This window comes from Nitratireductor sp. GISD-1A_MAKvit (assembly GCF_040819555.1).
Classification (GTDB): domain Bacteria; phylum Pseudomonadota; class Alphaproteobacteria; order Rhizobiales; family Rhizobiaceae; genus Nitratireductor.
Genome location: NZ_CP161920.1, coordinates 1,804,362 through 1,822,531, shown reverse-complemented (window position 1 = coordinate 1,822,531; position 18,170 = coordinate 1,804,362). Strand labels below are relative to the sequence as shown.

The 18,170-nt window shown below is 59.4% G+C and carries 19 protein-coding genes and 2 pseudogenes; 8 read left to right on the top strand and 13 right to left on the bottom strand.

Annotated features, from left to right (window positions below; all coding sequences use genetic code 11):
* Window positions 1-138: 138 nt before the first annotated feature.
* From AB2N04_RS10020 to AB2N04_RS10010, 3 genes are read left to right on the top strand one after another with little or no spacing between them, the layout of a single operon-like run.
* Window positions 139-1,326, top strand: coding sequence for an efflux RND transporter periplasmic adaptor subunit (locus tag AB2N04_RS10020; protein WP_367718628.1), 1,188 nt, complete (start codon window positions 139-141; stop codon window positions 1,324-1,326).
* Window positions 1,323-2,036, top strand: coding sequence for an ABC transporter ATP-binding protein (locus tag AB2N04_RS10015; RefSeq protein WP_367718627.1), 714 nt, complete (start codon window positions 1,323-1,325; stop codon window positions 2,034-2,036). The genes AB2N04_RS10020 and AB2N04_RS10015 overlap by 4 nt, the downstream gene beginning before the upstream one ends.
* Entirely contained in the window at window positions 2,033-3,244 is a 1,212-nt protein-coding gene (locus AB2N04_RS10010; RefSeq protein ID WP_367718626.1) for an ABC transporter permease, read from the top strand. Before AB2N04_RS10015 ends, AB2N04_RS10010 begins: the two co-directional genes overlap by 4 nt.
* On the opposite strand, the gene AB2N04_RS10005 is transcribed toward AB2N04_RS10010, so the two are convergent.
* Window positions 3,245-4,360: an endonuclease/exonuclease/phosphatase family protein gene (locus AB2N04_RS10005; RefSeq protein WP_367718776.1), complete on the bottom strand. Its 1,116-nt coding sequence runs from the start codon at window positions 4,358-4,360 to the stop codon at window positions 3,245-3,247.
* A gap of 174 nt (window positions 4,361-4,534) precedes the next feature.
* Here AB2N04_RS10005 and AB2N04_RS10000 point away from each other — a divergent pair, with 174 nt between their 5' ends.
* The gene (locus tag AB2N04_RS10000) at window positions 4,535-4,984 is read left to right on the top strand and encodes a BA14K family protein (protein WP_367718625.1); all 450 of its coding nucleotides are present in this window, start codon (window positions 4,535-4,537) and stop codon (window positions 4,982-4,984) included.
* Between the two features lie 114 nt (window positions 4,985-5,098).
* Here AB2N04_RS10000 and AB2N04_RS09995 read toward each other — a convergent pair whose 3' ends face one another.
* Complete coding sequence (locus AB2N04_RS09995; RefSeq protein ID WP_367718872.1) at window positions 5,099-5,383, bottom strand: hypothetical protein; 285 nt, start codon at window positions 5,381-5,383, stop codon at window positions 5,099-5,101.
* A gap of 207 nt (window positions 5,384-5,590) precedes the next feature.
* Between AB2N04_RS09995 and AB2N04_RS09990 the strand changes: the two are divergent.
* Window positions 5,591-5,698, top strand: a pseudogene (locus tag AB2N04_RS09990) (BA14K family protein); the annotation flags it as partial.
* Window positions 5,699-5,729: 31 nt separating this feature from the next.
* Here the strand turns inward: AB2N04_RS09990 and AB2N04_RS09985 are convergent.
* Both AB2N04_RS09985 and AB2N04_RS09980 read right to left on the bottom strand, forming a co-directional pair.
* Window positions 5,730-6,131: a helix-turn-helix domain-containing protein gene (locus tag AB2N04_RS09985; RefSeq protein ID WP_367718624.1), complete on the bottom strand. Its 402-nt coding sequence runs from the start codon at window positions 6,129-6,131 to the stop codon at window positions 5,730-5,732.
* Entirely contained in the window at window positions 6,106-6,591 is a 486-nt protein-coding gene (locus AB2N04_RS09980) for a cupin domain-containing protein (protein ID WP_367718623.1), read from the bottom strand. The genes AB2N04_RS09985 and AB2N04_RS09980 overlap by 26 nt, the downstream gene beginning before the upstream one ends.
* A gap of 195 nt (window positions 6,592-6,786) precedes the next feature.
* On the opposite strand from AB2N04_RS09980, the gene AB2N04_RS09975 reads away from it, so the two are divergent.
* The gene (locus AB2N04_RS09975; RefSeq protein ID WP_367718775.1) at window positions 6,787-7,752 is read left to right on the top strand and encodes a phytanoyl-CoA dioxygenase family protein; all 966 of its coding nucleotides are present in this window, start codon (window positions 6,787-6,789) and stop codon (window positions 7,750-7,752) included.
* A 404-nt stretch (window positions 7,753-8,156) separates the two neighbouring features.
* On the opposite strand, the gene AB2N04_RS09970 is transcribed toward AB2N04_RS09975, so the two are convergent.
* The 6 genes from AB2N04_RS09970 to AB2N04_RS09945 form a co-directional block, all read right to left on the bottom strand.
* Window positions 8,157-9,845: an AIPR family protein gene (locus AB2N04_RS09970; protein WP_367718622.1), complete on the bottom strand. Its 1,689-nt coding sequence runs from the start codon at window positions 9,843-9,845 to the stop codon at window positions 8,157-8,159.
* Window positions 9,846-10,192: 347 nt separating this feature from the next.
* Window positions 10,193-10,483, bottom strand: coding sequence for a PilZ domain-containing protein (locus tag AB2N04_RS09965; RefSeq protein ID WP_367718621.1), 291 nt, complete (start codon window positions 10,481-10,483; stop codon window positions 10,193-10,195).
* Between the two features lie 152 nt (window positions 10,484-10,635).
* On the bottom strand, window positions 10,636-11,655 hold the full coding sequence (gene ilvC, locus AB2N04_RS09960) for a ketol-acid reductoisomerase (protein WP_367718620.1): 1,020 nt from the start codon (window positions 11,653-11,655) through the stop codon (window positions 10,636-10,638).
* 48 nt (window positions 11,656-11,703) lie between these two features.
* The gene (locus AB2N04_RS09955; protein ID WP_367718619.1) at window positions 11,704-12,354 is read right to left on the bottom strand and encodes a TetR/AcrR family transcriptional regulator; all 651 of its coding nucleotides are present in this window, start codon (window positions 12,352-12,354) and stop codon (window positions 11,704-11,706) included.
* Between the two features lie 176 nt (window positions 12,355-12,530).
* A complete protein-coding gene (locus AB2N04_RS09950) occupies window positions 12,531-13,112 on the bottom strand; it encodes a hypothetical protein (RefSeq protein ID WP_367718618.1) in 582 nt (193 codons plus the stop codon).
* A gap of 116 nt (window positions 13,113-13,228) precedes the next feature.
* Window positions 13,229-13,969, bottom strand: coding sequence for a pyridoxine 5'-phosphate synthase (locus AB2N04_RS09945; RefSeq protein WP_367718617.1), 741 nt, complete (start codon window positions 13,967-13,969; stop codon window positions 13,229-13,231).
* Between the two features lie 126 nt (window positions 13,970-14,095).
* On the opposite strand from AB2N04_RS09945, the pseudogene AB2N04_RS09940 reads away from it, so the two are divergent.
* Together AB2N04_RS09940 and AB2N04_RS09935 are read left to right on the top strand one after the other, a co-directional pair.
* Window positions 14,096-14,492: pseudogene (locus tag AB2N04_RS09940) on the top strand (STAS/SEC14 domain-containing protein).
* A 193-nt stretch (window positions 14,493-14,685) separates the two neighbouring features.
* Window positions 14,686-15,663 carry a DUF3179 domain-containing protein gene (locus AB2N04_RS09935; protein WP_367718616.1) on the top strand — a complete coding sequence of 326 codons (978 nt, stop codon included), beginning with the start codon at window positions 14,686-14,688 and terminating at the stop codon, window positions 15,661-15,663.
* A gap of 15 nt (window positions 15,664-15,678) precedes the next feature.
* On the opposite strand, the gene AB2N04_RS09930 is transcribed toward AB2N04_RS09935, so the two are convergent.
* The 3 genes from AB2N04_RS09930 to ilvN all read right to left on the bottom strand — a co-directional run bounded on the left by AB2N04_RS09930 (window position 15,679) and on the right by ilvN (window position 18,094).
* Window positions 15,679-16,806: an ATP-dependent RecD-like DNA helicase gene (locus AB2N04_RS09930; RefSeq protein WP_367718615.1), complete on the bottom strand. Its 1,128-nt coding sequence runs from the start codon at window positions 16,804-16,806 to the stop codon at window positions 15,679-15,681.
* A 49-nt stretch (window positions 16,807-16,855) separates the two neighbouring features.
* Window positions 16,856-17,353, bottom strand: a complete 498-nt coding sequence (locus AB2N04_RS09925; protein WP_367718614.1) for a hypothetical protein — start codon at window positions 17,351-17,353, stop codon at window positions 16,856-16,858.
* Window positions 17,354-17,521: 168 nt separating this feature from the next.
* A complete protein-coding gene (ilvN, locus tag AB2N04_RS09920) occupies window positions 17,522-18,094 on the bottom strand; it encodes an acetolactate synthase small subunit (protein ID WP_367718613.1) in 573 nt (190 codons plus the stop codon).
* Between the last annotated feature and the right edge of the window lie 76 nt (window positions 18,095-18,170).

Here is an 18,170-nt window from a genome sequence, read left to right as displayed (position 1 = left end):
TCCCCCCGACAGGCATCAGGTCTGCCTTTTTTTGTCCACTTTCCTCATAGCACGTCAACAGCAACGGGGCGCTGGAAACAGCGAGAGTTTATGACAATTCCAAAGCAGAAAGCCCGGTCTGTCGCGCCTGGCCAAACCATGGACACAACCACCGAGGGCAGGCGTTCGTTCCTGTCACGCCGCTGGCTGCTTCTGGTGTCAATTGCCGGCGCGCTGGTTGCCGGTGTCTGGCTCTATTCCGCAACAGGGTCGGGAGAGGCTGCGGCAGCCTATGTCTCCCAACCCGTTGCCCGCGGCGACCTCGTTGTCCAGGTATCCGCCACGGCGGTGCTGCGACCACGCACGCAGATCGAGATCGCGAGCGCGCTGAAAGGCATCGTTCAGTCCGTCCCGGTTCTTCAGAACCAGCGCATCCGGCGCGGCGACATTCTTGCCCGGCTCGATTCAACCGTATTCCAATATGCTGTCAATCGTTCTGCAGCCCTCGTTCAGGTCGCCGAAGCCAGTCTTTCGGATGCAGAGATCAATCTGAAGGAATCCGAACAGAAACTCGCGCGCGCGAGAGCGCTCAGGCAAAACAACGCCATCAGCCAGCAGCGGCTGGAAGACGCGCAGGCCGAGCATGAGCGGGCAAGAAACCGCGTCGCCACAGCCAGAGCAGATCTCGGTGTGAAGAAGGTCGAGCTGAAGCTGAAACGGTTTGACCTGGGTCGCACGACCATCCGCTCCCCCATCAACGGTGTCGTTCTGGAGCGCAACGCGGAACCCGGTCGCACAGTGTTCGCGTCATCGGACGATGGCGTTCTGTTCATTCTTGCCGAAGATCTGGAGCGAATGGAGCTGATCGCGAAAATCAGCGAGGCCGACATTGGTACGGTCGCGCGGGGGCAGGAAGCCAGTTTCACGGTTGATGCCTATCCCGAACGCACTTTCAAAGCCGAGATCCGCGACGTTTCCTTCGCCCACAGCGAGGAGAACGGACTGGTCACCTATGAGGCGAGGCTCGACGTTCACAATGCCGATCTCAGGCTTCGTCCGGGGATGACGGCATCCCTCACGGTCAACACCCACAGAACGGAAGGCGCGCTTCTCATTCCTGTAAGCGCGCTGCGCTACAGGCCGCAGGAGCCAGATGGCAGTATCACGGCACCCGATGCGAGCGGGTCCGCGGACAAACCCATGGTTCATGTGCTTGAGAACGGTCTTCCCGTGCCCGTGCCTGTCGAGCTCGGCGTGCGCAACTGGGAGAAGGCCGAAGTGCTGTCGGGGCTCAGCGAAGGTCAGGCCGTGATCACCGGCGAAGCCTGGGCCGGTGCTTTGCCATGAGCCAAACCGGAGCCACGCCATTGCTGGCGTTCGAACATGTATGGCGCTGCTTCGGTGAGGGTGAGACCATCATCCACGCACTGGCGGATGTTAGCTTTACCATTCCTCACGGCGCCTTCGTTGCCGTTACCGGCCCTTCGGGATCCGGAAAGTCGACCGCCATGAACATTCTTGGCTCGCTCGATACCCCCAGCCGGGGCCGATATTACATCATGGGAAAAGATGCGGGTCGCCTCACCGCTGCCGGGCGGGCGGAGCTGCGCAACAGGCACATCGGCTTCGTCTTCCAGGGCTACAATCTTCTTCCACGCACCACGGCACTGGAAAATGTCGAGCTACCCCTCATCTACCGGGGTGTGCCAGCCCGCACACGCCAGGAACTGGCAATGCAGGCGCTGCAGCAGGTCGGCCTTCAGTCACGCGCGCACCACACACCCGCTGCGCTCTCGGGCGGTCAGCAGCAGCGTGTGGCCATCGCGCGTGCCCTGGTCACCGAACCAGCCGTGCTGCTTGCCGACGAGCCGACCGGCAATCTCGATACGGAACGCAGCCATGAAATCATGGCGATACTCACCCGCCTCAACCGTGAGCGGGGGCTAACGATCGTCATGGTCACTCACGAAGCGGACATTGCAGCCTTCGCAGGCCGCCAGATCGTGTTTCGCGATGGTCGCATCGCCGAAGACCGCAATCAGGTGCCCGCCGCATGATCGTTCTGCAATCTGCCCATATCGCGCTGCTTTCGATCGCCCGCAACAAGATGCGCTCTCTCCTCACGCTTCTGGGCGTCATTATCGGTGTCGCGGCCGTCATCGCGCTTCTGACCATCGGCAATGGCGCAAAAGAAAAGATCCGCGCGGAGATGGCCCACATGGGCGGCCAGATCATCTTTGTGTTCGCAGGCGCCCTGCCGGACCCGTCGAGGGTGCAGGCAGGCCCACCTGCCCCTCTGCTCAACCAGCATTTTCGCAGCCTGCAAAAAGCGCTTCATGTGGATGCAACAGTGGCCGCAGAGGCCACAGGCCAGAAGCGCGCCTCCTATGGTTCAAGGGGGCTTGTCGCTACGGTGACCGGCGTTAGCGGCAGCTATTTCAACATGCGCGACTGGTCGCTCAGGCGTGGCCGTCTCCCGTCCTTCGAAGAGCTGGAAAACGGCGTCGCTAACTGCGTGATCGGCAGTGCGGTCGCCCAGCGCATCTTCGCGCATGAAAACCCGATTGGCGCTCGCATCCGCGTTGGCCCGGTCGGTTGCACCATTGTCGGCGAGCTGACGGCAAAGGGGGCATCGTTCACAGGCTCGCTCGACACCGTCGTGCTCGTCCCGCTGCGTCTGTTTCAGACCCGGCTGAGCGGCAACACACAGATCGACCAGATCCTGGTCAAGGCACCGGGCCACATCGATACGGCAACGCTGAAAGACCGCATGAAAAATACATTGCGCCAGCTCCGGCGCATTGCGCATGACCGGGCCGACGATTTCCAGATCGAGGATATGGCTGAGCTCATCCGTCAGACCAGTGGTGTCATTGCAAACGTCACCGCTTTCCTGAGCGCCATTGCCGGTATCAGCCTTCTCGTTGGCGGTATCGGGATCATGAACATCATGCTGGTTTCCGTGACTGAGCGGACGCGCGAGATCGGTATCCGAATGGCAATCGGAGCGCGGCAGCGCGACATTCTTCTCCAGTTTCTCACCGAAGCGTCGGTGCTGACACTTCTCGGTGGCCTGATCGGCATCGCGCTGGGGCTTGCCATCGCATGGGGCGTCACCACCCTCATGGAAGTCGCTTTCGTCCCCGGTTTCGGTTCCATTGCCATGATCACGGCAATCTCGATCGCAATCGGCGTCCTGTTCGGTCTTTTTCCGGCGCTTCGTGGGGCACGTCTCGATCCGATCGAAGCCCTGCGGCACGAATGATCAGACGATATCCAGTTCAGCCACCACCGGACAGTGGTCGGAGGCCTTGGGCCGGTCCCAGCCGACACGAGGGTACCTCGGCATGTCCTGCCCCGGTGGAAAAATGGTCCGCCAGGGCTGTCCCGCCCGAATGATATCGGGAATCGCACGGGCATTTCGCGAAGCCAGCGCCCTGGATGCCAGGAGATAGTCGAGCTGGCACAGATGGCGCTCGTCCGGCCCGCGTGTGTGGTAAAGCGTCCAGCGATCCAGTTCCGGCCGGCGCTCCACGAGGTTCTCGCAAAACCCGCCTTCCGTCAGCGTGTTGACGCATGAAAGAACTTCCCTGACCGGTTTGAAGCCATAGCCCAGATGAGCCTCGCCCGAAATCACGACACGTTCGCGATAGTCATTCAGATCGCCGCAGATGACCCAGCGTTTTTCGGCCGCCCTCTCCGCTCCGCCAAAACGGTTCTCGATGATACGCCGCACGGCGGAGGCTTCCGCGATCCGCACCGGCATGGAGGCCGTGCGGCCATCCATCCCGTTGCGTGGCGGACTCATCGCCTTGAAATGCACCACGTAAAGCGTCAGGGGGCGGCCCCCGACCTTGATGTCGAGTTCCAGGCAATCGCGGCGAAAGATGCGCTCCTGCGGCTCGATACCAAGCTCGGCCAGCGCCTGGTTGTAGAGGTCGAAATCCGCAAAGGTCACATGGGCGTGGCTGGTCATGCGCACGAACTCGATCGGCTGGCCATGCGCGGTTTCCGGCCGCATCATCACCGCCACGTCGATACCGCGCGCATCGTTTCCCGAAGCGGAGTGTTTTTCGCGGTATCCGTTGCCGATCATCTTGAAGAGATAGCCATATTCAAACGCCTTGAGCGCCGCCAGATTATCGACTTCCTGCAGACACAGTATGTCGGCCCTGGTTTCCGCAATCGCCAGCGCCGTCAACTGGCGTGCATCGTCTGTCAGTGCCACGGCCCGCGCCTGTTCGAGTGCGCGAAAATGTGCCTCGTCCTCAATCTCATAGAGCGAAAGAGCCCGGTCCCTGCGCAGATCGTTTCGAAATCCGGAGAAATCGAACCGGTTCATCAGGTTTTCAACGTTGAAGGTGGCAAGCCGGAGGGACATGAGATCAGGTTTAAACAGCCCGTGCGGGAAAACAAGCCCGCACCACCACCATGCCCGGCCAAGAAGCGCATTCATGCCGCGTTCATGGAGGCTGTGATTGTTTGTGGTAAGATGATCCTTAATGGAATTCAGGGACGAAGGGGCACGTTGGGGGTCTGAGATGAGGAGACCACGATGAAACGAATTCTCACCCAAATAGCCTGTGCCGGGGCGCTTGTGCTGGGTTTCACCCTGATCGGCACGCCGGCAAACGCCAATGCGTCTGGACTGGCTGGACGCTCTGCAGCCAACACGTTCGAGCGCATCTCGGCTGAGCAACCACTCGTTCAGGTGGATCACCGGCGCCACAGAAAATGGCGGCGGCATCACGGGCACCGCAAGTGGCACCGCCCCCCTCCTCGCGCGGGCTTTTACTTTGAGTTCGGTCGCCCGGCACCATATTTCTACCAGCCCCATTATGCCCGGCCGCGGCCCGTCAGACCCTACTATCGCCGGCCCGTCAGGCTGTCGCGCGCCCATGTCCGCTGGTGTCATCACCGCTATCGGTCGTACCGCGCCTATGACAACACGTTCCAGCCCTATCACGGGCCCCGCAAGGCCTGCCGGTCACCCAATTATCGATAGGCCGTGCATGGGTTTTGACGTGATGGCGCGGTTCGGCCGCGCCTTCAAAACCTTGATTCACTTTTAGCAAAAAATCCGCTAAACCATTACGTTAATTGAACTTTCCATACCCCATCAGAACTGTATCCTCGCAACTTCCATCAGGAGTTGTGCATTATGCGTTCTGCAATCATTCTTCTTATCCCTCTGCTCTGTTTCATCGGGGCGCAGGAAGCAATGGCGGGAGATCCGCAGTGGAAAAGGCTCGATCGATACTGCATTGACGGTCACCGCTACGGATGGAGCGACCGCCGCGCGATGCGTCACCTTTTCCCTGGGCGCATGCAACTGACACTGGGCAAGTCGCATCGCCGCCATTTCATGCACCATTGCCAGACCAAGCCACGCTGGCACCACCACCGTTCCGTCCCCTCCTGGTCACGCTGGCATGATCCCCATGGCCGCTTTGCCGGACATTTTTACGGTTTCAATGATGTTTACGGCCCTCGGGGGCCCCACCTGCGACCGCGCTACGGAACGCGCTCCCTGAACCTGCGTTTCGAGTTCTCACCCCGGCATGAGGCCCCGCAGATCCGCGCGCATTCGCGCCACGCGCAAAATGCAGCGCATCTGGCCTGGTGCGGAAAGAAATACCGATCGTTCCGGGCAAGCGACAACACGTTCCAGCCCTATCATGGACCACGCAGGAGGTGTCGCTCCCCCTATCACAGGTAAAGTCATAGCCCTCAACGAAGAGCCATCGATATCACCCGCGAAAGAGTGCGCGATAAGCGCGGGGAGTCATGCCACGCAGCGCCTTGAACTGGCGGTTGAAGTTGGCAAGCGTGTGATACCCCACCGCCTCGGCCACGTGACCGATGGGTTGGTCGCCGGACGAAAGCCGTGCACAGGCCTCACCAATGCGCAGCCGCATCACATAGTCCGAAATGCTGCAGCGCATGTGACGGCAAAAAAGCCGATGCAGGCCAGATTGGCTGAGCGCGGCAATCTCCGCGAGCTCCCCATTGGAAATGCCGGCGGCATAGTTCATGTGAATATGCAGCAACACGCGGTCGATGCGCTCGCGGTCGGCGCGGTCCAGCTCCCTGGCGGCAACCGTGTCGGCCAGCGGCATCGCCGCCTCATCCGCCGCCAGCACCAGAAGCACGCGAACCAATGCCAGAAAGCGCTCGGGCGGGTCCGCTTCGAACAGAGCCTCGATCATCGGCCGGGCGCGCGCCGCCACCTCGCGTGAAAAAGCGAGCCCTGCCCCGGCCCCGTGCCACCAGCCCGGCGATCGGCCGCAGCTCGGCAAACCCTTCGCCAAGAGCCTGCGCCCATTCATGGCGAAACCACATGACGAGCGCGACATGAGGCAGTGTCGGGTCCAGCCGTGCGCGCGAAGCCCATGTATGGGGCAGGTTTGCCCCCACCAGAACGAGGTCGCCGTCCTCGTACTCCCCCACATGATCGCCGATAAAGCGCTGTCCCTTTGAGTTCAGTGTCAGCGTCAGCTCATATTCGGGATGGTGATGCCACTCAAAGGGAATGCCCTCATCCAGCCGCCGGTTCAAAAGGCTCCAGGATGCACCGGGAATGACGGGCAGCTTCTCCAAAAAGGGTCTCATACGGCGCACTCGGTCTATAACACGCCAGAATAATATCAAAACTGGCGAATTCAGTACAACACATCGCCCTTGGCGGCGCTAATCTGAAAGCCGGATCGTCACGGCGCGGCCTCAACGCGCAAGAGACGATCAAAGGTGTTGATGGAGCATCGCAACGGTTCGACCCGGACCGTCCCATGGACCGATGCTCCCGTGATGCAGGATATCTGGGAGGAAACCGTGCAGGACACAGCCATCAAGCGCGATGCGCACCCTTCGACCAGCAAGGTCGCCACACAGCTCAAGGACATCGAGAAAACACTTCCGCTGCGCGTGCTTTCTGAAGACGACTGGCAACACTGGGTCACGAAGGGCTACGTGATCGTGCGCCAGGCCGCCCCCCGCGAGAATGTCGAGCGTCTCGTCGAGCTGCTGTGGGCGTTTGACGAGAAAGACCCCAGCGACCCGACCACCTGGTACGCCCCGCAGCGGCGCGAGCACAAGATGAAGGAGCTCAACAACACCGGCATGCTGGAGATCTACAATCACCAGTATCTGTGGGACAATCGCATGGAAAAGCGCATCTACGATGCCTTTGTCGACATCTGGGACCGCGAAGACCTCTGGGTCACCATCGACCGCGCCAATCTGAACGTGCCGAAGAAAAACCCCGGCAATCCCGACGGCTTCATCCACTGGGATGCCGACACATCGCTCCGTCCCCTGCCCATCGGTGTTCAGGGTGTCTTGAGCCTGAAGAAGCAGGATGGCGATGTCGGTGGTTTCCAGTGCATTCCCGAGCTGTTCGAGCATTTTGACGAATGGGTGAAGACCCAGCCCGAAGACCGCGACCCGATGCACCCCGACACGACCGGTTTCAAGATCACCAATATCGATATGGAAGCCGGCGACCTTCTGATCTTCAACTCGCTTCTGGCGCATGGCGTGCGGCCCAATCATTCGAAGGATCGCGTGCGGATGGCGCAATACATCTCCATGCACCCGGCCGAATACGAAAACGAGGAAGAGCGCCTTGAACGCATCCGCCTGTGGCGCGAACGCGACCACCCCAAACGCGACGCCTTCCCCGGCGACCCGCGCGAATGGGAGAAGAAGAACGCGAAGACGGCGAAGCTCACCGAGCTGGGAGAAAAGCTCTTGGGCCTGAAAGGGTGGGATTGAGGAAGAGCTGGTGCGACCGCGGCGGTGATCAGCGGGTTTTCTGACGGACGCAGACACTGCCGAGAAGCGTCCCAAGGGTGCCCCGCGACTGCTTGCACGCTTTTGCCGCCATTAGAAGCACGACCCTCGCCGCTCAAAAACCTAGGTGATCGGGTGGCGACCGAAGGCAGAATTGGGGGAAAGCGGGCACTGATCTCCATAACCCGCTTTGTGACTTACGGCCCATTGCCGACCTTCACCCGCCGATATGATGCTGCAACGCAGTTCGCCGAAGCCGCCATTCGTTGAATCTGCAAAAACGGTTGGCTGCCAGATGCCGACAAGGGCCATCCTTGGATAGTCTTATGCGATTTGCAACAGCTAGATGGGGCGGCCACCTACTCGCAGAAGGGAACAAGTCAAATCTAGATGTACCCGGAGAATAGGTCAGCGATCGGCTCTACTCGTTTCCTTTTTACGTCCTTCTTGTACGCGGAAACCAGTTTTCCGGTCATTGTCTTACACCATGTCGGGCTCTTGAGATCGCGTTTGTGGTCAAATTTGTCTTCTTCGATCAGCTCTCCAATTTCTGCGTTGAGATCGTCAACGGTAGTGGAGGCAATCTCCGCGAAGACCTTTACAAAGTCATCAATCTTACCCTCGGCAAACAGTTTTCTTGGGTCAGTCAGAACATCTTTCACCGCATCTTCGCCCTGTACGATCTGGCTAACCGCATGTGCCAGAAAAAACTTTGTAAGGTTGTAGTGGCCGAACACAGGATCATCGAAGCCATCCAATACCCCGAGCATCGATTCTACCAGCAGATGACAAAAGACGAGTTTCGCGCCTGCAACATCTGACCTACCGAAAATCTTTGCATGTGACTCGTCCATGACCTTGTACTTTTGGTGGCATGTCCACGGCTCGCCAAGGTCTATCGCCAGTAATGCCAACCCTGCATCTTCGTTTCGAAGTACCTCCTTCTTAGGGTTTAACTCACCCTGCTTCACCTCAAGCACAAAGTTGGAGTATTTGAGTGCAGCTACCTCTTTCTTTAGCCGCTGTTGTATCGGATTGTTGGATTTCTGGTCGCGAGCCTTGATCGCGTTTTGGTTGTTGCTATTGTGGGTAATCTTTTCAGACAACTGTGCATCGTCACCCAAGGCGACAACCTTCACCAGTACCCGCAAGTCAGCCGTAATGCTTGCCTTTGAACTGAGTAGTGAAGTGAGGCTCTGGGCGCCGTTTACCACGACGTAATCCTGGATACCGAGACGCTCCGCTTTGGTTTCATCTATGGCACTACACAGGACTGTTATGCCATTGTGGTAGAGTGGAAAGTTCTTGTGCTCACTCTTGTCGCGAATACTCGCCACAAGTGACTTGTTAACCTTTGTATTACCGAGCGCCAGACGCACATTCTGGCTGAACAACGTTTGATCGGCGATTCCCTTCATATGCGTTAGTTGCAGAGCATTGGCGAGAAATATGCGGGCCGAAACGCCATCGGCAGTCTGATACTCGATCACTTCAGTATCGGACGTATCAAACTCAAATTTGTCTTTGATGCCAATCGAAGCATCCAAATCGACAAACTCTGCGGCAATACGCGCTGCATCGTACACAGAGATTTCAGGCGCTGAGGCGACGTACGCCTTTCCGTCGCTATTCAGCTCGGCATTGCAACAGAATACCCCCTCCACAGTGTAGCCCGCTTCAATTTTCGCTTTTACTCCCCCTCTGAGCAACGCTGCCTTTAGTTGCGCATTCGCTTGACCGTCCAGCAGAGCTTGAACTGTTGCACCCGACGCAAACTGCTTGAGGGTGCCAGAAAACTCCTTGAGGTCAGTATCGCCTACCTTGGAATCGGCCTTCTGACGTACCTTGGCCTGGAAGACGTATACGACCTCCAAGGTGTCATTTACGAGAATGCCGTCAACGCCTTTGTCCTGTTTATTGTCGACACATGCGTCATCTGCATCTTGTACTTCTGTACGAAAAATATTTTCAAGAAACCACCGCAGAAATTGCGTTGATTCAGTGGCTGAGCGCTTTTTGTAGGGCTTCAAAAGATTTTGAGCTAAGTTTTGAAACTCTAGTTCATTGACCTGCATGATTGTATTCCAAGTATGTCCAGACGATATAAGCTGGATGTTCGCACGGGACATCAAAGGTTGCAACGTGGTAAGTCAACGGTTGCAAGACAGTGTCCGCCACCCATGCCACTGGCGGAAGCTGCCATGGAACGTCCGCTATCAGTACATTGAGCGTGGTTTGCGTACGCCGCAGCGAATTCACACTTCCCGCCCATTTGATCACTTGGCGCAGAGTGCCACGGACGGCAGCCTTACGGATACTCGCTCTAAGATCGCGAATGGCTGAATTGAAGGCGCATTGATTGCCGCCAGATTGCAGTCGCGGCCTCAATGACCGCTTTGCCAGGGTTATCGCCAGTGGCCCCTCACCCGAATGCCACGCCGATCTCCGTCAGGCTTCGCCAGCGGATCGCGGCGGGGCGCACGCGGTCGCTGCCTTCGATCTCGACATAAAATTCATCCGGCACGGCACAGATATCGCCGAAACGGATGCGCGCGCCGCTTTCGCTCAGATCGCGCACCATGCCAGGAAGCATGCATGCGCCATTGTTCCAGAAAAGCCGCGCCCGCCGCGCCACCGCATCGCGCGGCTCGTGGCGCCGCTCGGTGGAAACCGGGCGGCCCGGAAGTGAGTGTCTTTGCGCTTGCGAAATCATCCTCGTCTCCTCGCAGCTGCCCTTCCCTGAAGCATTCGCAGCGAAAACCGTGCCAGCTTCCGTGTTTCATGGTGGGACAGGCAGATGAAGGACCGGTTAAGAAAAAGGCCGCAGGCGGTGCCGCGGCCTTCTGTCTGAGACTTCGGAAAAGATCAGTTCTTTTCCTTGTCCACCAGCTTGTTCTTGGAGATCCACGGCATCATGCCGCGCAGCTTCTCGCCAACTTCCTCGATCGGATGCTCGTCGTTCAGGCGGCGCGTCGCCTTGAAGCGGGCAGCCCCTGCGTGCCACTCCTGCATCCACTCGGTGGTGAAACGGCCCGACTGGATGTCGTGCAGAACGCGCTTCATCTCCGCCTTTGTCTCTTCCGTGATGATGCGCGGACCGGTCACATACTCGCCCCACTCGGCCGTGTTGGAGATCGAGTAGTTCATGTTGGCGATGCCGCCCTCATAGATGAGGTCGACGATCAGCTTCACTTCGTGCAGGCACTCGAAATAGGCCATTTCTGGAGCGTAGCCACCCTCGACCAGCGTTTCGAAGCCGGCGCGGATGAGCTCGACCAGACCGCCGCACAGAACGACCTGCTCGCCGAAGAGATCCGTCTCGCACTCTTCGCGGAACGTGGTCTCGATGATGCCCGAACGGCCACCGCCCACGCCGCAGGCATAGGAAAGGCCAAGATCCAGCGCATTGCCCGAAGCGTCCTGATGAACGGCGACAAGGCACGGCACGCCGCCGCCCTTCTCGTATTCGCCACGCACCGTGTGGCCCGGGCCCTTCGGCGCGACCATCAGAACGTCGACGGTCTTCTTCGGCTCGATCAGGCCGAAATGCACGTTGAGGCCGTGCGCAAAGGCAATGGCCGCACCGTCGCGGATGTTCGGCGCGATCTCGGAATTGTAGATGCCGGCCTGCAACTCGTCGGGCGTGGCCATCATCATCAGGTCGGCCCAACCGGCCGCCTCCGCCACCGACATCACCTTCAGGCCATCGGCCTCGACCTTCTTGGCGGTCGCAGAGCCCGGACGCAGCGCAACGGCGATATCCTTGGCGCCCGAATCCTTCAGGTTCAGCGCGTGCGCGCGGCCCTGGCTGCCATAGCCGATAATGGCGACCTTCTTGCTCTTGATGAGATTGAGATCGGCATCGCGATCGTAATACACCCGCATACTCAGTTCCTTTCCTGATCCAACTTGTTGTTGTCCGTTTTCGACTGCCTAGATCCTGTCCCGGCCTGTCGTCTCTTCTTTTCGCGCCCCGAAGAGCACGAAAAACTGCTCCACCGCCTCCTCGGCGAGCGCGGCGTAGTTCTCCGGCCGGCGCACACCGGCCTCGCCCAGAAGCATGCGCACATGAAGATCGCGCACGATCAGGCCGTAAAGTGTGTGATAGGCGGCGTCACGGTCGCCATAGACGATGAGACCGCGCTGACGGCCCGCTTCCAGAAGCGCGCCTGCGCGCTTGTCGATGCCATGCCGCCCCCGTTCGATCAGAAGCGCCCCCAGCCGGCTGCCCTCGCGGCTCGCCTGTCCGATCGCCAGCCGGTTGAGCGCCAGCGAAACGTCTCCGCTCAAAACCTGCAGAAGATCATTGGCAAAATCCACCAGATGCGCACGAAAGCGGCCATGGTCGAGCTTTTCGCCACCGTCTATCCGGGCGCGCACCTTGCTCGCCTGATGCGCGATCATCGCGGCCAGAAGCCCGTCGCGATCGCCAAACCATTTGTAGAGGCTTTCCTTGGAGCAATTGGCCGCCCGCGCCAGCCCTGCGGTGGTCAGCGCGCGTTCACCGCCCTCCACCAGAAGACCGAGCGCCTTGTCCAGTACCGCGCGCTGGCGCGGTGTATATTCGTCCTGTATTTCAGGCATGTGGCGCACGCAGGTTTCAGGCCCCGTTCAAATCGTACCGTACGGTACGGTTCTGTCACACAGGGAGCCAGATTGCAAGTCGCCTCCGGCCGCAAATTCACGGGCTCGTGAAAGTGGCCTTCAAACAATCCGAAAAGAACCGTCTAGACAGGTGAGGAATGTGGGTCTGGCCGGATCTACCGCCCGCACTGCCGCATCTGCTCGCCATAGCGGCTCGCCATTCCGGCCGCCTTGCGTGCGGCTTTCTGCATATGGGAATTGTTGCGCCACACGCCGCGCCGATAGCCCGCATGCCCCGCATAATAATTGAGATAAAGACCGTAGGCATCGTTCAGCGCCACCCCGTTGGTGCGATGACTCGTCTGGTGGTACCAGCCGACGAAGTCCACGGCATCGGCAAAGCGCGTGCGCCGCGCCAACAGATTGCCGGTTTCGCGCTTGTAGCGCAGCCAGGTGCCGTCCAGCGCCTGCGAATACCCATAGGCGCTCGATGCCCGCTTCCAGGGGATGAAGCCAAGCAGCTTGCGGCGCGGCGGGCGCGCATCGGCGTCAAAGCCGGATTCGATGCGGATGGTGGCCATCAGCACCTCCGCCGGCACGCCATATTTGCGCTCGGCGCGCTTGGCATGGGTATACCAGCCGCCAAAAAAGCTCTGCTTCTGGTCAAAGACGGAACAGACATTGTTGATGCTGCGCGGCGTCGAGGCACAGCCTGCCAACGCCAGCGCCAGCAGCACGGTCGCTGCAATGATACGCATGGAAACACCTCAAAACCCGCTCCATGCATAAGACAGGGAATCCTAACAAAACCTGTCCGCCCGCATTAACGTTCGGGGCATTGCAGTGACCATTTTCAGGCAAACCTGCGAACGCGTCACCCCTCGCAGGCGCGCATGAAGCGGCGCACGGTTTCGACCATGCCATGTTCCAGTGCGTCAGCGGTCAGGCCATGCCCGATGGAGACTTCGCAAAGGGCGGGCACACGGCGTGCAAGGGCGGGAAGGTTCGCCACCGTCAGATCATGCCCGGCATTGATGCCAAGCCCGTGGGCTGCGGCTATGTCTGCCGTTTTCCCAAGCATTTCCAGTTCGATAGCGGCCTTTTCGGAATCATCGTGGCAGGCGCCGTAAGGCCCCGTGTAAAGCTCTATCCGGTCCGCGCCGAGCTCGGCCGCAGCTGGCACCTGCGCAGGGTCCGGGTCAGCAAAAAGCGAAACGCGAAACCCATTCTTCTTCAGCCGCGCGATTATGGGACGGAGAAAATCACCCTGCCCGGCAAAATCCCATCCATGGTCCGAGGTCGCCTGTGCCGGATCGTCGGGCACAAGCGTCACCTGTTCGGGCTGGTGTTCTTCCACGAGGGCGAGAAAATCCTCGGTGGGAAACCCCTCGATGTTGAATTCGCGGTCAGGAAAGTCATCATCCAGCAGCGCCCGGATTTCCGGCAGATCCGCAAAGCGGATATGGCGCTGGTCCGGGCGGGGGTGAACGGTCAGCCCGCTGGCCCCCGTCTCCAGCGCGATGCGCCCAAGCCCCGTCACGCTCGGCCAGGGCAGGTCCCGGCGATTGCGCAGCATGGCGACGGCGTTGAGATTGACGGAGAGTTTCGCCGGCATTTTATATCCTGCTTTTCTGTTGCGCCCAATGAGTTACCATCGCTCCATACCGCGTTCGCAAGGGAACGGACAGGCCCAGATCGCGTTGATCGTGCAGGCAGTCCAGAATGCCGCCAGGAGCTGAGCATGACCATCAACGACAATCCCCCCAATGTGCGTCGCATCGAGACAAGTCGCGATGACGCCTATGCATTCGAGGTGGTGGGTCACATCACTGCCGCCGATGTTGAAAATCTCTACGGCCTGCTAGAAGGGGCCTATGAGGTGCACGACAAGATCGACCTGCTTGTCATCATCCACGATTATGAGGGCTTCGACTGGCAGGGCCGCGTTCAAGGAACAGACAATCGTCGGCAAAACCCATGCTTTGAAACACATCCGGAAATATGCCGTGGCGGGCGGCCCGTCCTGGATGGCCACCACCATTGCTTTTTTCCGACCGTTTTTCTCCATGGAAATGAAGCACTTCCCCTATGAAAAGGTGGAGGACGCCTGGAAGTGGCTGGATGCAAAACCCGCCTAATCCCATGCTTTCAGAGGAGGTCCCGCAAAGGTGATTTGTCCGTGAAGGAACAGGTGTGTTCCATTTCCATTGAAATCAGGCTGCCTCAGGGCCGCGTTCGGGGTCGTCCATATCGGACCGCATGATCCGCGTTCTCACATCTCAGCCGGGCCCTGGTGGTTCGATGCAACGCTGAATGGGAAAGGTGGATACAATGAAAATCCGCGCGCGCCGTCTGATCGCCATCCTGTTCCTTGTCGCCCTCCCCACAGCCCACGCCCATGCCGATCCCGAGCAATGGGCACGGGAGGGGTGGAAGACGGATTTCTCCAGAATGTCGGTGGAATCGAGTGAAATCCTTTCCGGCGGGCCACCAAGAGACGGCATTCCTTCCATCGACCGACCGGAGTTTCGCCCGGCATCCGCGATATCCGGGCTTGGCGGTCAGGAGCCGGTCATTCAGCTCACCGTTGAAGGCACGGTTCGTGCCTACCCTTTGAGGATTCTGACCTGGCACGAGATCGTCAACGACGAGTTCGGCGCAACCCCCGTCGCGGTCACCTACTGTCCCCTTTGCAACGCCTCGATCGTGTTTGACCGAAGGGTTTCGGGCAAAACGCTGGAATTCGGAACCACCGGCAAACTCCGAAACTCCGACCTCGTCATGTATGACCGTCAGACCGAGAGCTGGTGGCAGCAGTTCACAGGCACGGCAATTGCGGGGGAACTGACCGGAGAGAAGCTGAAGCTCATCCCCTCACGCATCGTGTCATTTTCCACCTATGCAAAGGAGCACCCGCAGGGCGCGGTTCTTGTGCCCACCGATCCCTCTTTCCGGGATTACGGCCGCAACCCCTATGCGGGATACGACAGCGCGTCTGCGCCGTTCCTCTATTCGGGCGACATGCCCGAAAACATCGCTCCCATGGCCCGTGTGGTGGTCATTCGTACCGCTGACAAACCGATAGTGGTGAGCCTTGAAAAAGTGCGGCGCGAAGGTTTCAGAAGTGAAGGCTACACCGTGACCTACGAGAAAGGGGTCGCCTCGGCGCTCGACACCGCAAGGATCGCGTCCGGCCGTGATGTGGGCACTGTACGCGTCATGCTCGACGGCGAAGATGTCGCTCACGACGTGACCTTTGCCTTCGTCGCCCATGCGTTTCATCCGGATACGCCGATCATAAGCGACTGAGCACGCCGTCGGTGCCTATCGCACGATGGTCAGCCGTTCAGATGCCCGCGTGATCGCGGTGTAAAGCCAGCGCTGGCGCGTATCGCGGAAAGCGTAGCTTTCGTCGAAAAGCACCACCTCGTCCCACTGTGAGCCCTGGGCCTTGTGAACGGTCAACGCATATCCATAGTCGAAATCGTCGAACCGCTTCTTCGTCTGCCAGGGAATTTCCGCAGTCGGGTCCTCAAACGCTGCCTTGAGAAGCTTGATCTTGGCAACGCCGCGATCGGGATCGTCTTCTTCGGGCGACACGAGCAGATTGATGCCCGGCTTCACCGTTTCACGAGATGATGTCATCACCTTCCACAAAGACCCGTTGAGAAGCCCTTTGGCCGGGTCGTTGCGCAGGCACACAAGCTTGTCTCCAGCCTGCGGATAGCCTGCATCAAACCCCTTCAGCTCGCGCAGTCGCTGGTTGTAGCGTCTGCGTGTCCGGTTGGTCCCAACCAGCACCTGATCGGCCGACAGGACAAGATCCCGATCGACCTCCGCCTTGGATATGACCTTCGCAGCTCCGAAGTCGCCATAAGGGATGTCCCGCCCTTCCCGCACATCAAGCGCAAGCTGGATGATCGGATTGTCCCTGGCCTGCCGATGAATTTCCGTCAGCAGGTGATCCGGTTCATGCTCGGTGAAAAAACCGCCGCCGGAGATCGGAGGGAGCTGACCGGGGTCGCCCAGCACCAGAATTGGCGTTCCGAATGACAGTAGGTCGCGCCCCAGCGCTTCGTCCACCATCGAGCACTCGTCGATGATGACCATGGCCGCCTTGGCGATCGGGCTCTGCCGGTTGAGCGAGAAGGTCGGCGAAATCGATGTCCGTCCGGTCAACTCATCCTCGATCTCTTCTTCGCCTCGCGGGCGGTAGATCAGGGAGTGAATGGTGCGCGCATTGGTGGCGCCGCGCGACCGCAGCACCTGAGCGGCCTTGCCGGTGAAGGCGGCGAACTGCACATCGCCATCCACATGCTCGGCAAAATACCGGGCCAGCGTCGTCTTGCCGGTTCCGGCATGGCCGAACAGGCGAAAAACCTGGCTCTGGCCAGCCTTCAGCCAGCTCGCAACCGCGTTGAGCGCTGCATCCTGTTGCGGGGAGAATTCCATGGGAATCCAGAAAGCAGATTCGGCACCGCGTGAACAGGCCGCAATCGCTCTATTGGTAGGGCGTGAAGTCGCGGCCGGGTCGGGTCGTCACCGGAACCTGCGACAGCAGGTCCTCCCCCAGTTGGCTGGTGACATAGACCACATCGCTCCACAATTGCTGGTCGCCCCTGTCGTTGAAAAGACGAAGCATCACCAGGTAGCGCTTACGCGCGCGCACTCCGCAAACGGGCGGCGAGCGCAGAACGTAGCGGCTGCGCCATCTCTGGGTCCGCATGCGCACGACGTAATACCCATGGCCGGCCGGGTCCTCGAAATCCGCTTCGATGATCATGCCATGGCGCAGTTTGCGGCGCTTTTTGATCACGAGGTTGTAGCGAAGACGTGATGTTTCATTATCAACCGAGAAATTTCCGCCGATCACTTCCAGTTGCGGCTTCTTTTCAGGGCCGTCATTCCGAGCCCATCCAATGGCAAAAAACGCCACGCAAACCGAAAACACGAACAGAAACACACGCCAGCTTACCGTGGCTTCGTCGATCCTGGCCATCAGACCACTCCGTCGCCAATCGGTATATATAGCCGGCTAAAAGATTAACCGCAACCTTCCCCTTCCGCCGCGACCATGTTCATCGTGAGCCTCATTCATAAAAAAGGCCGGCAAGGCACGCATTCCGCCTTACCGGCCCATCTGGCTGGGGCTCGATCCGGATCGCGCTTACATGCTCTCGGGGCCGCGGTTCATTGCGGCAACGCCGGTACGGCACACTTCCACAAGACCAAGCGGCTTCATGATGGCAATGAACTGCTCGATCTTCGAGACACGTCCGGTAATCTCGAAAATGAAGTGTTCCGTATTGGCGTCGATCACCTGCGCGCGAAACGCGTCGGCAAGTCGAAGCGCTTCCACGCGGTCATCCCCCTGCCCGCGAACCTTGACGAGCGCAAGCTCGCGCTCCATCGGGCGGTCGTGACCACGCTGATCGGCCACCACCGAAAGATCCACCACCCGATGAACCGGCACGATGCGTTCGAGCTGATGCTTGATCTGCTCAAGCACATGCGCCGTGCCCCGGGTAACGATGGTGATACGGGAAAGGTGCCGCTCGTGTTCGGTCTCGGACACCGTGAGACTGTCGATGTTGTAGCCGCGCCCGGAGAAGAGACCGATCACGCGGGCAAGCACACCCGGCTCGTTGTCAACGAGAACGGCCAGCGTGTGCGTCTGCGCCAGCTCCGTTTCCTTGGTGATGAAGTAAGCCGAGCCGGTGGGTTGTAGCTGCGCATTCATTGCATGAATCTCTTTTGCAAAACCATTGTGTAACTGACTGATAACAAAGCGCTACGCCTTGCAGACGCAACGCAAT

What these genes read in the sequence shown, in the direction of transcription:
- AB2N04_RS09945 (WP_367718617.1), bottom strand. Translation starts at nt 13,969, where the DNA reads ATGCCGGCGAAACTCTCCGTCAATCTCAACGCCGTCGCCATGCTGCGC.
- ilvN (WP_367718613.1), bottom strand. Translation starts at nt 18,094, where the DNA reads ATGAATGCGCAGCTACAACCCACCGGCTCGGCTTACTTCATCACCAAG.
- AB2N04_RS09930 (WP_367718615.1), bottom strand. Translation starts at nt 16,806, where the DNA reads ATGGAATTCTCCCCGCAACAGGATGCAGCGCTCAACGCGGTTGCGAGC.
- AB2N04_RS10020 (WP_367718628.1), top strand. Translation starts at nt 139, where the DNA reads ATGGACACAACCACCGAGGGCAGGCGTTCGTTCCTGTCACGCCGCTGG.
- AB2N04_RS10005 (WP_367718776.1), bottom strand. Translation starts at nt 4,360, where the DNA reads ATGTCCCTCCGGCTTGCCACCTTCAACGTTGAAAACCTGATGAACCGG.
- AB2N04_RS10010 (WP_367718626.1), top strand. Translation starts at nt 2,033, where the DNA reads ATGATCGTTCTGCAATCTGCCCATATCGCGCTGCTTTCGATCGCCCGC.
- ilvC (WP_367718620.1), bottom strand. Translation starts at nt 11,655, where the DNA reads ATGCGGGTGTATTACGATCGCGATGCCGATCTCAATCTCATCAAGAGC.
- AB2N04_RS09950 (WP_367718618.1), bottom strand. Translation starts at nt 13,112, where the DNA reads ATGCGTATCATTGCAGCGACCGTGCTGCTGGCGCTGGCGTTGGCAGGC.
- AB2N04_RS10000 (WP_367718625.1), top strand. Translation starts at nt 4,535, where the DNA reads ATGAAACGAATTCTCACCCAAATAGCCTGTGCCGGGGCGCTTGTGCTG.
- AB2N04_RS09925 (WP_367718614.1), bottom strand. Translation starts at nt 17,353, where the DNA reads ATGGCCAGGATCGACGAAGCCACGGTAAGCTGGCGTGTGTTTCTGTTC.
- AB2N04_RS10015 (WP_367718627.1), top strand. Translation starts at nt 1,323, where the DNA reads ATGAGCCAAACCGGAGCCACGCCATTGCTGGCGTTCGAACATGTATGG.
- AB2N04_RS09980 (WP_367718623.1), bottom strand. Translation starts at nt 6,591, where the DNA reads ATGAGACCCTTTTTGGAGAAGCTGCCCGTCATTCCCGGTGCATCCTGG.
- AB2N04_RS09965 (WP_367718621.1), bottom strand. Translation starts at nt 10,483, where the DNA reads ATGATTTCGCAAGCGCAAAGACACTCACTTCCGGGCCGCCCGGTTTCC.
- AB2N04_RS09975 (WP_367718775.1), top strand. Translation starts at nt 6,787, where the DNA reads ATGCAGGATATCTGGGAGGAAACCGTGCAGGACACAGCCATCAAGCGC.
- AB2N04_RS09970 (WP_367718622.1), bottom strand. Translation starts at nt 9,845, where the DNA reads ATGCAGGTCAATGAACTAGAGTTTCAAAACTTAGCTCAAAATCTTTTG.
- AB2N04_RS09935 (WP_367718616.1), top strand. Translation starts at nt 14,686, where the DNA reads ATGAAAATCCGCGCGCGCCGTCTGATCGCCATCCTGTTCCTTGTCGCC.
- AB2N04_RS09955 (WP_367718619.1), bottom strand. Translation starts at nt 12,354, where the DNA reads ATGCCTGAAATACAGGACGAATATACACCGCGCCAGCGCGCGGTACTG.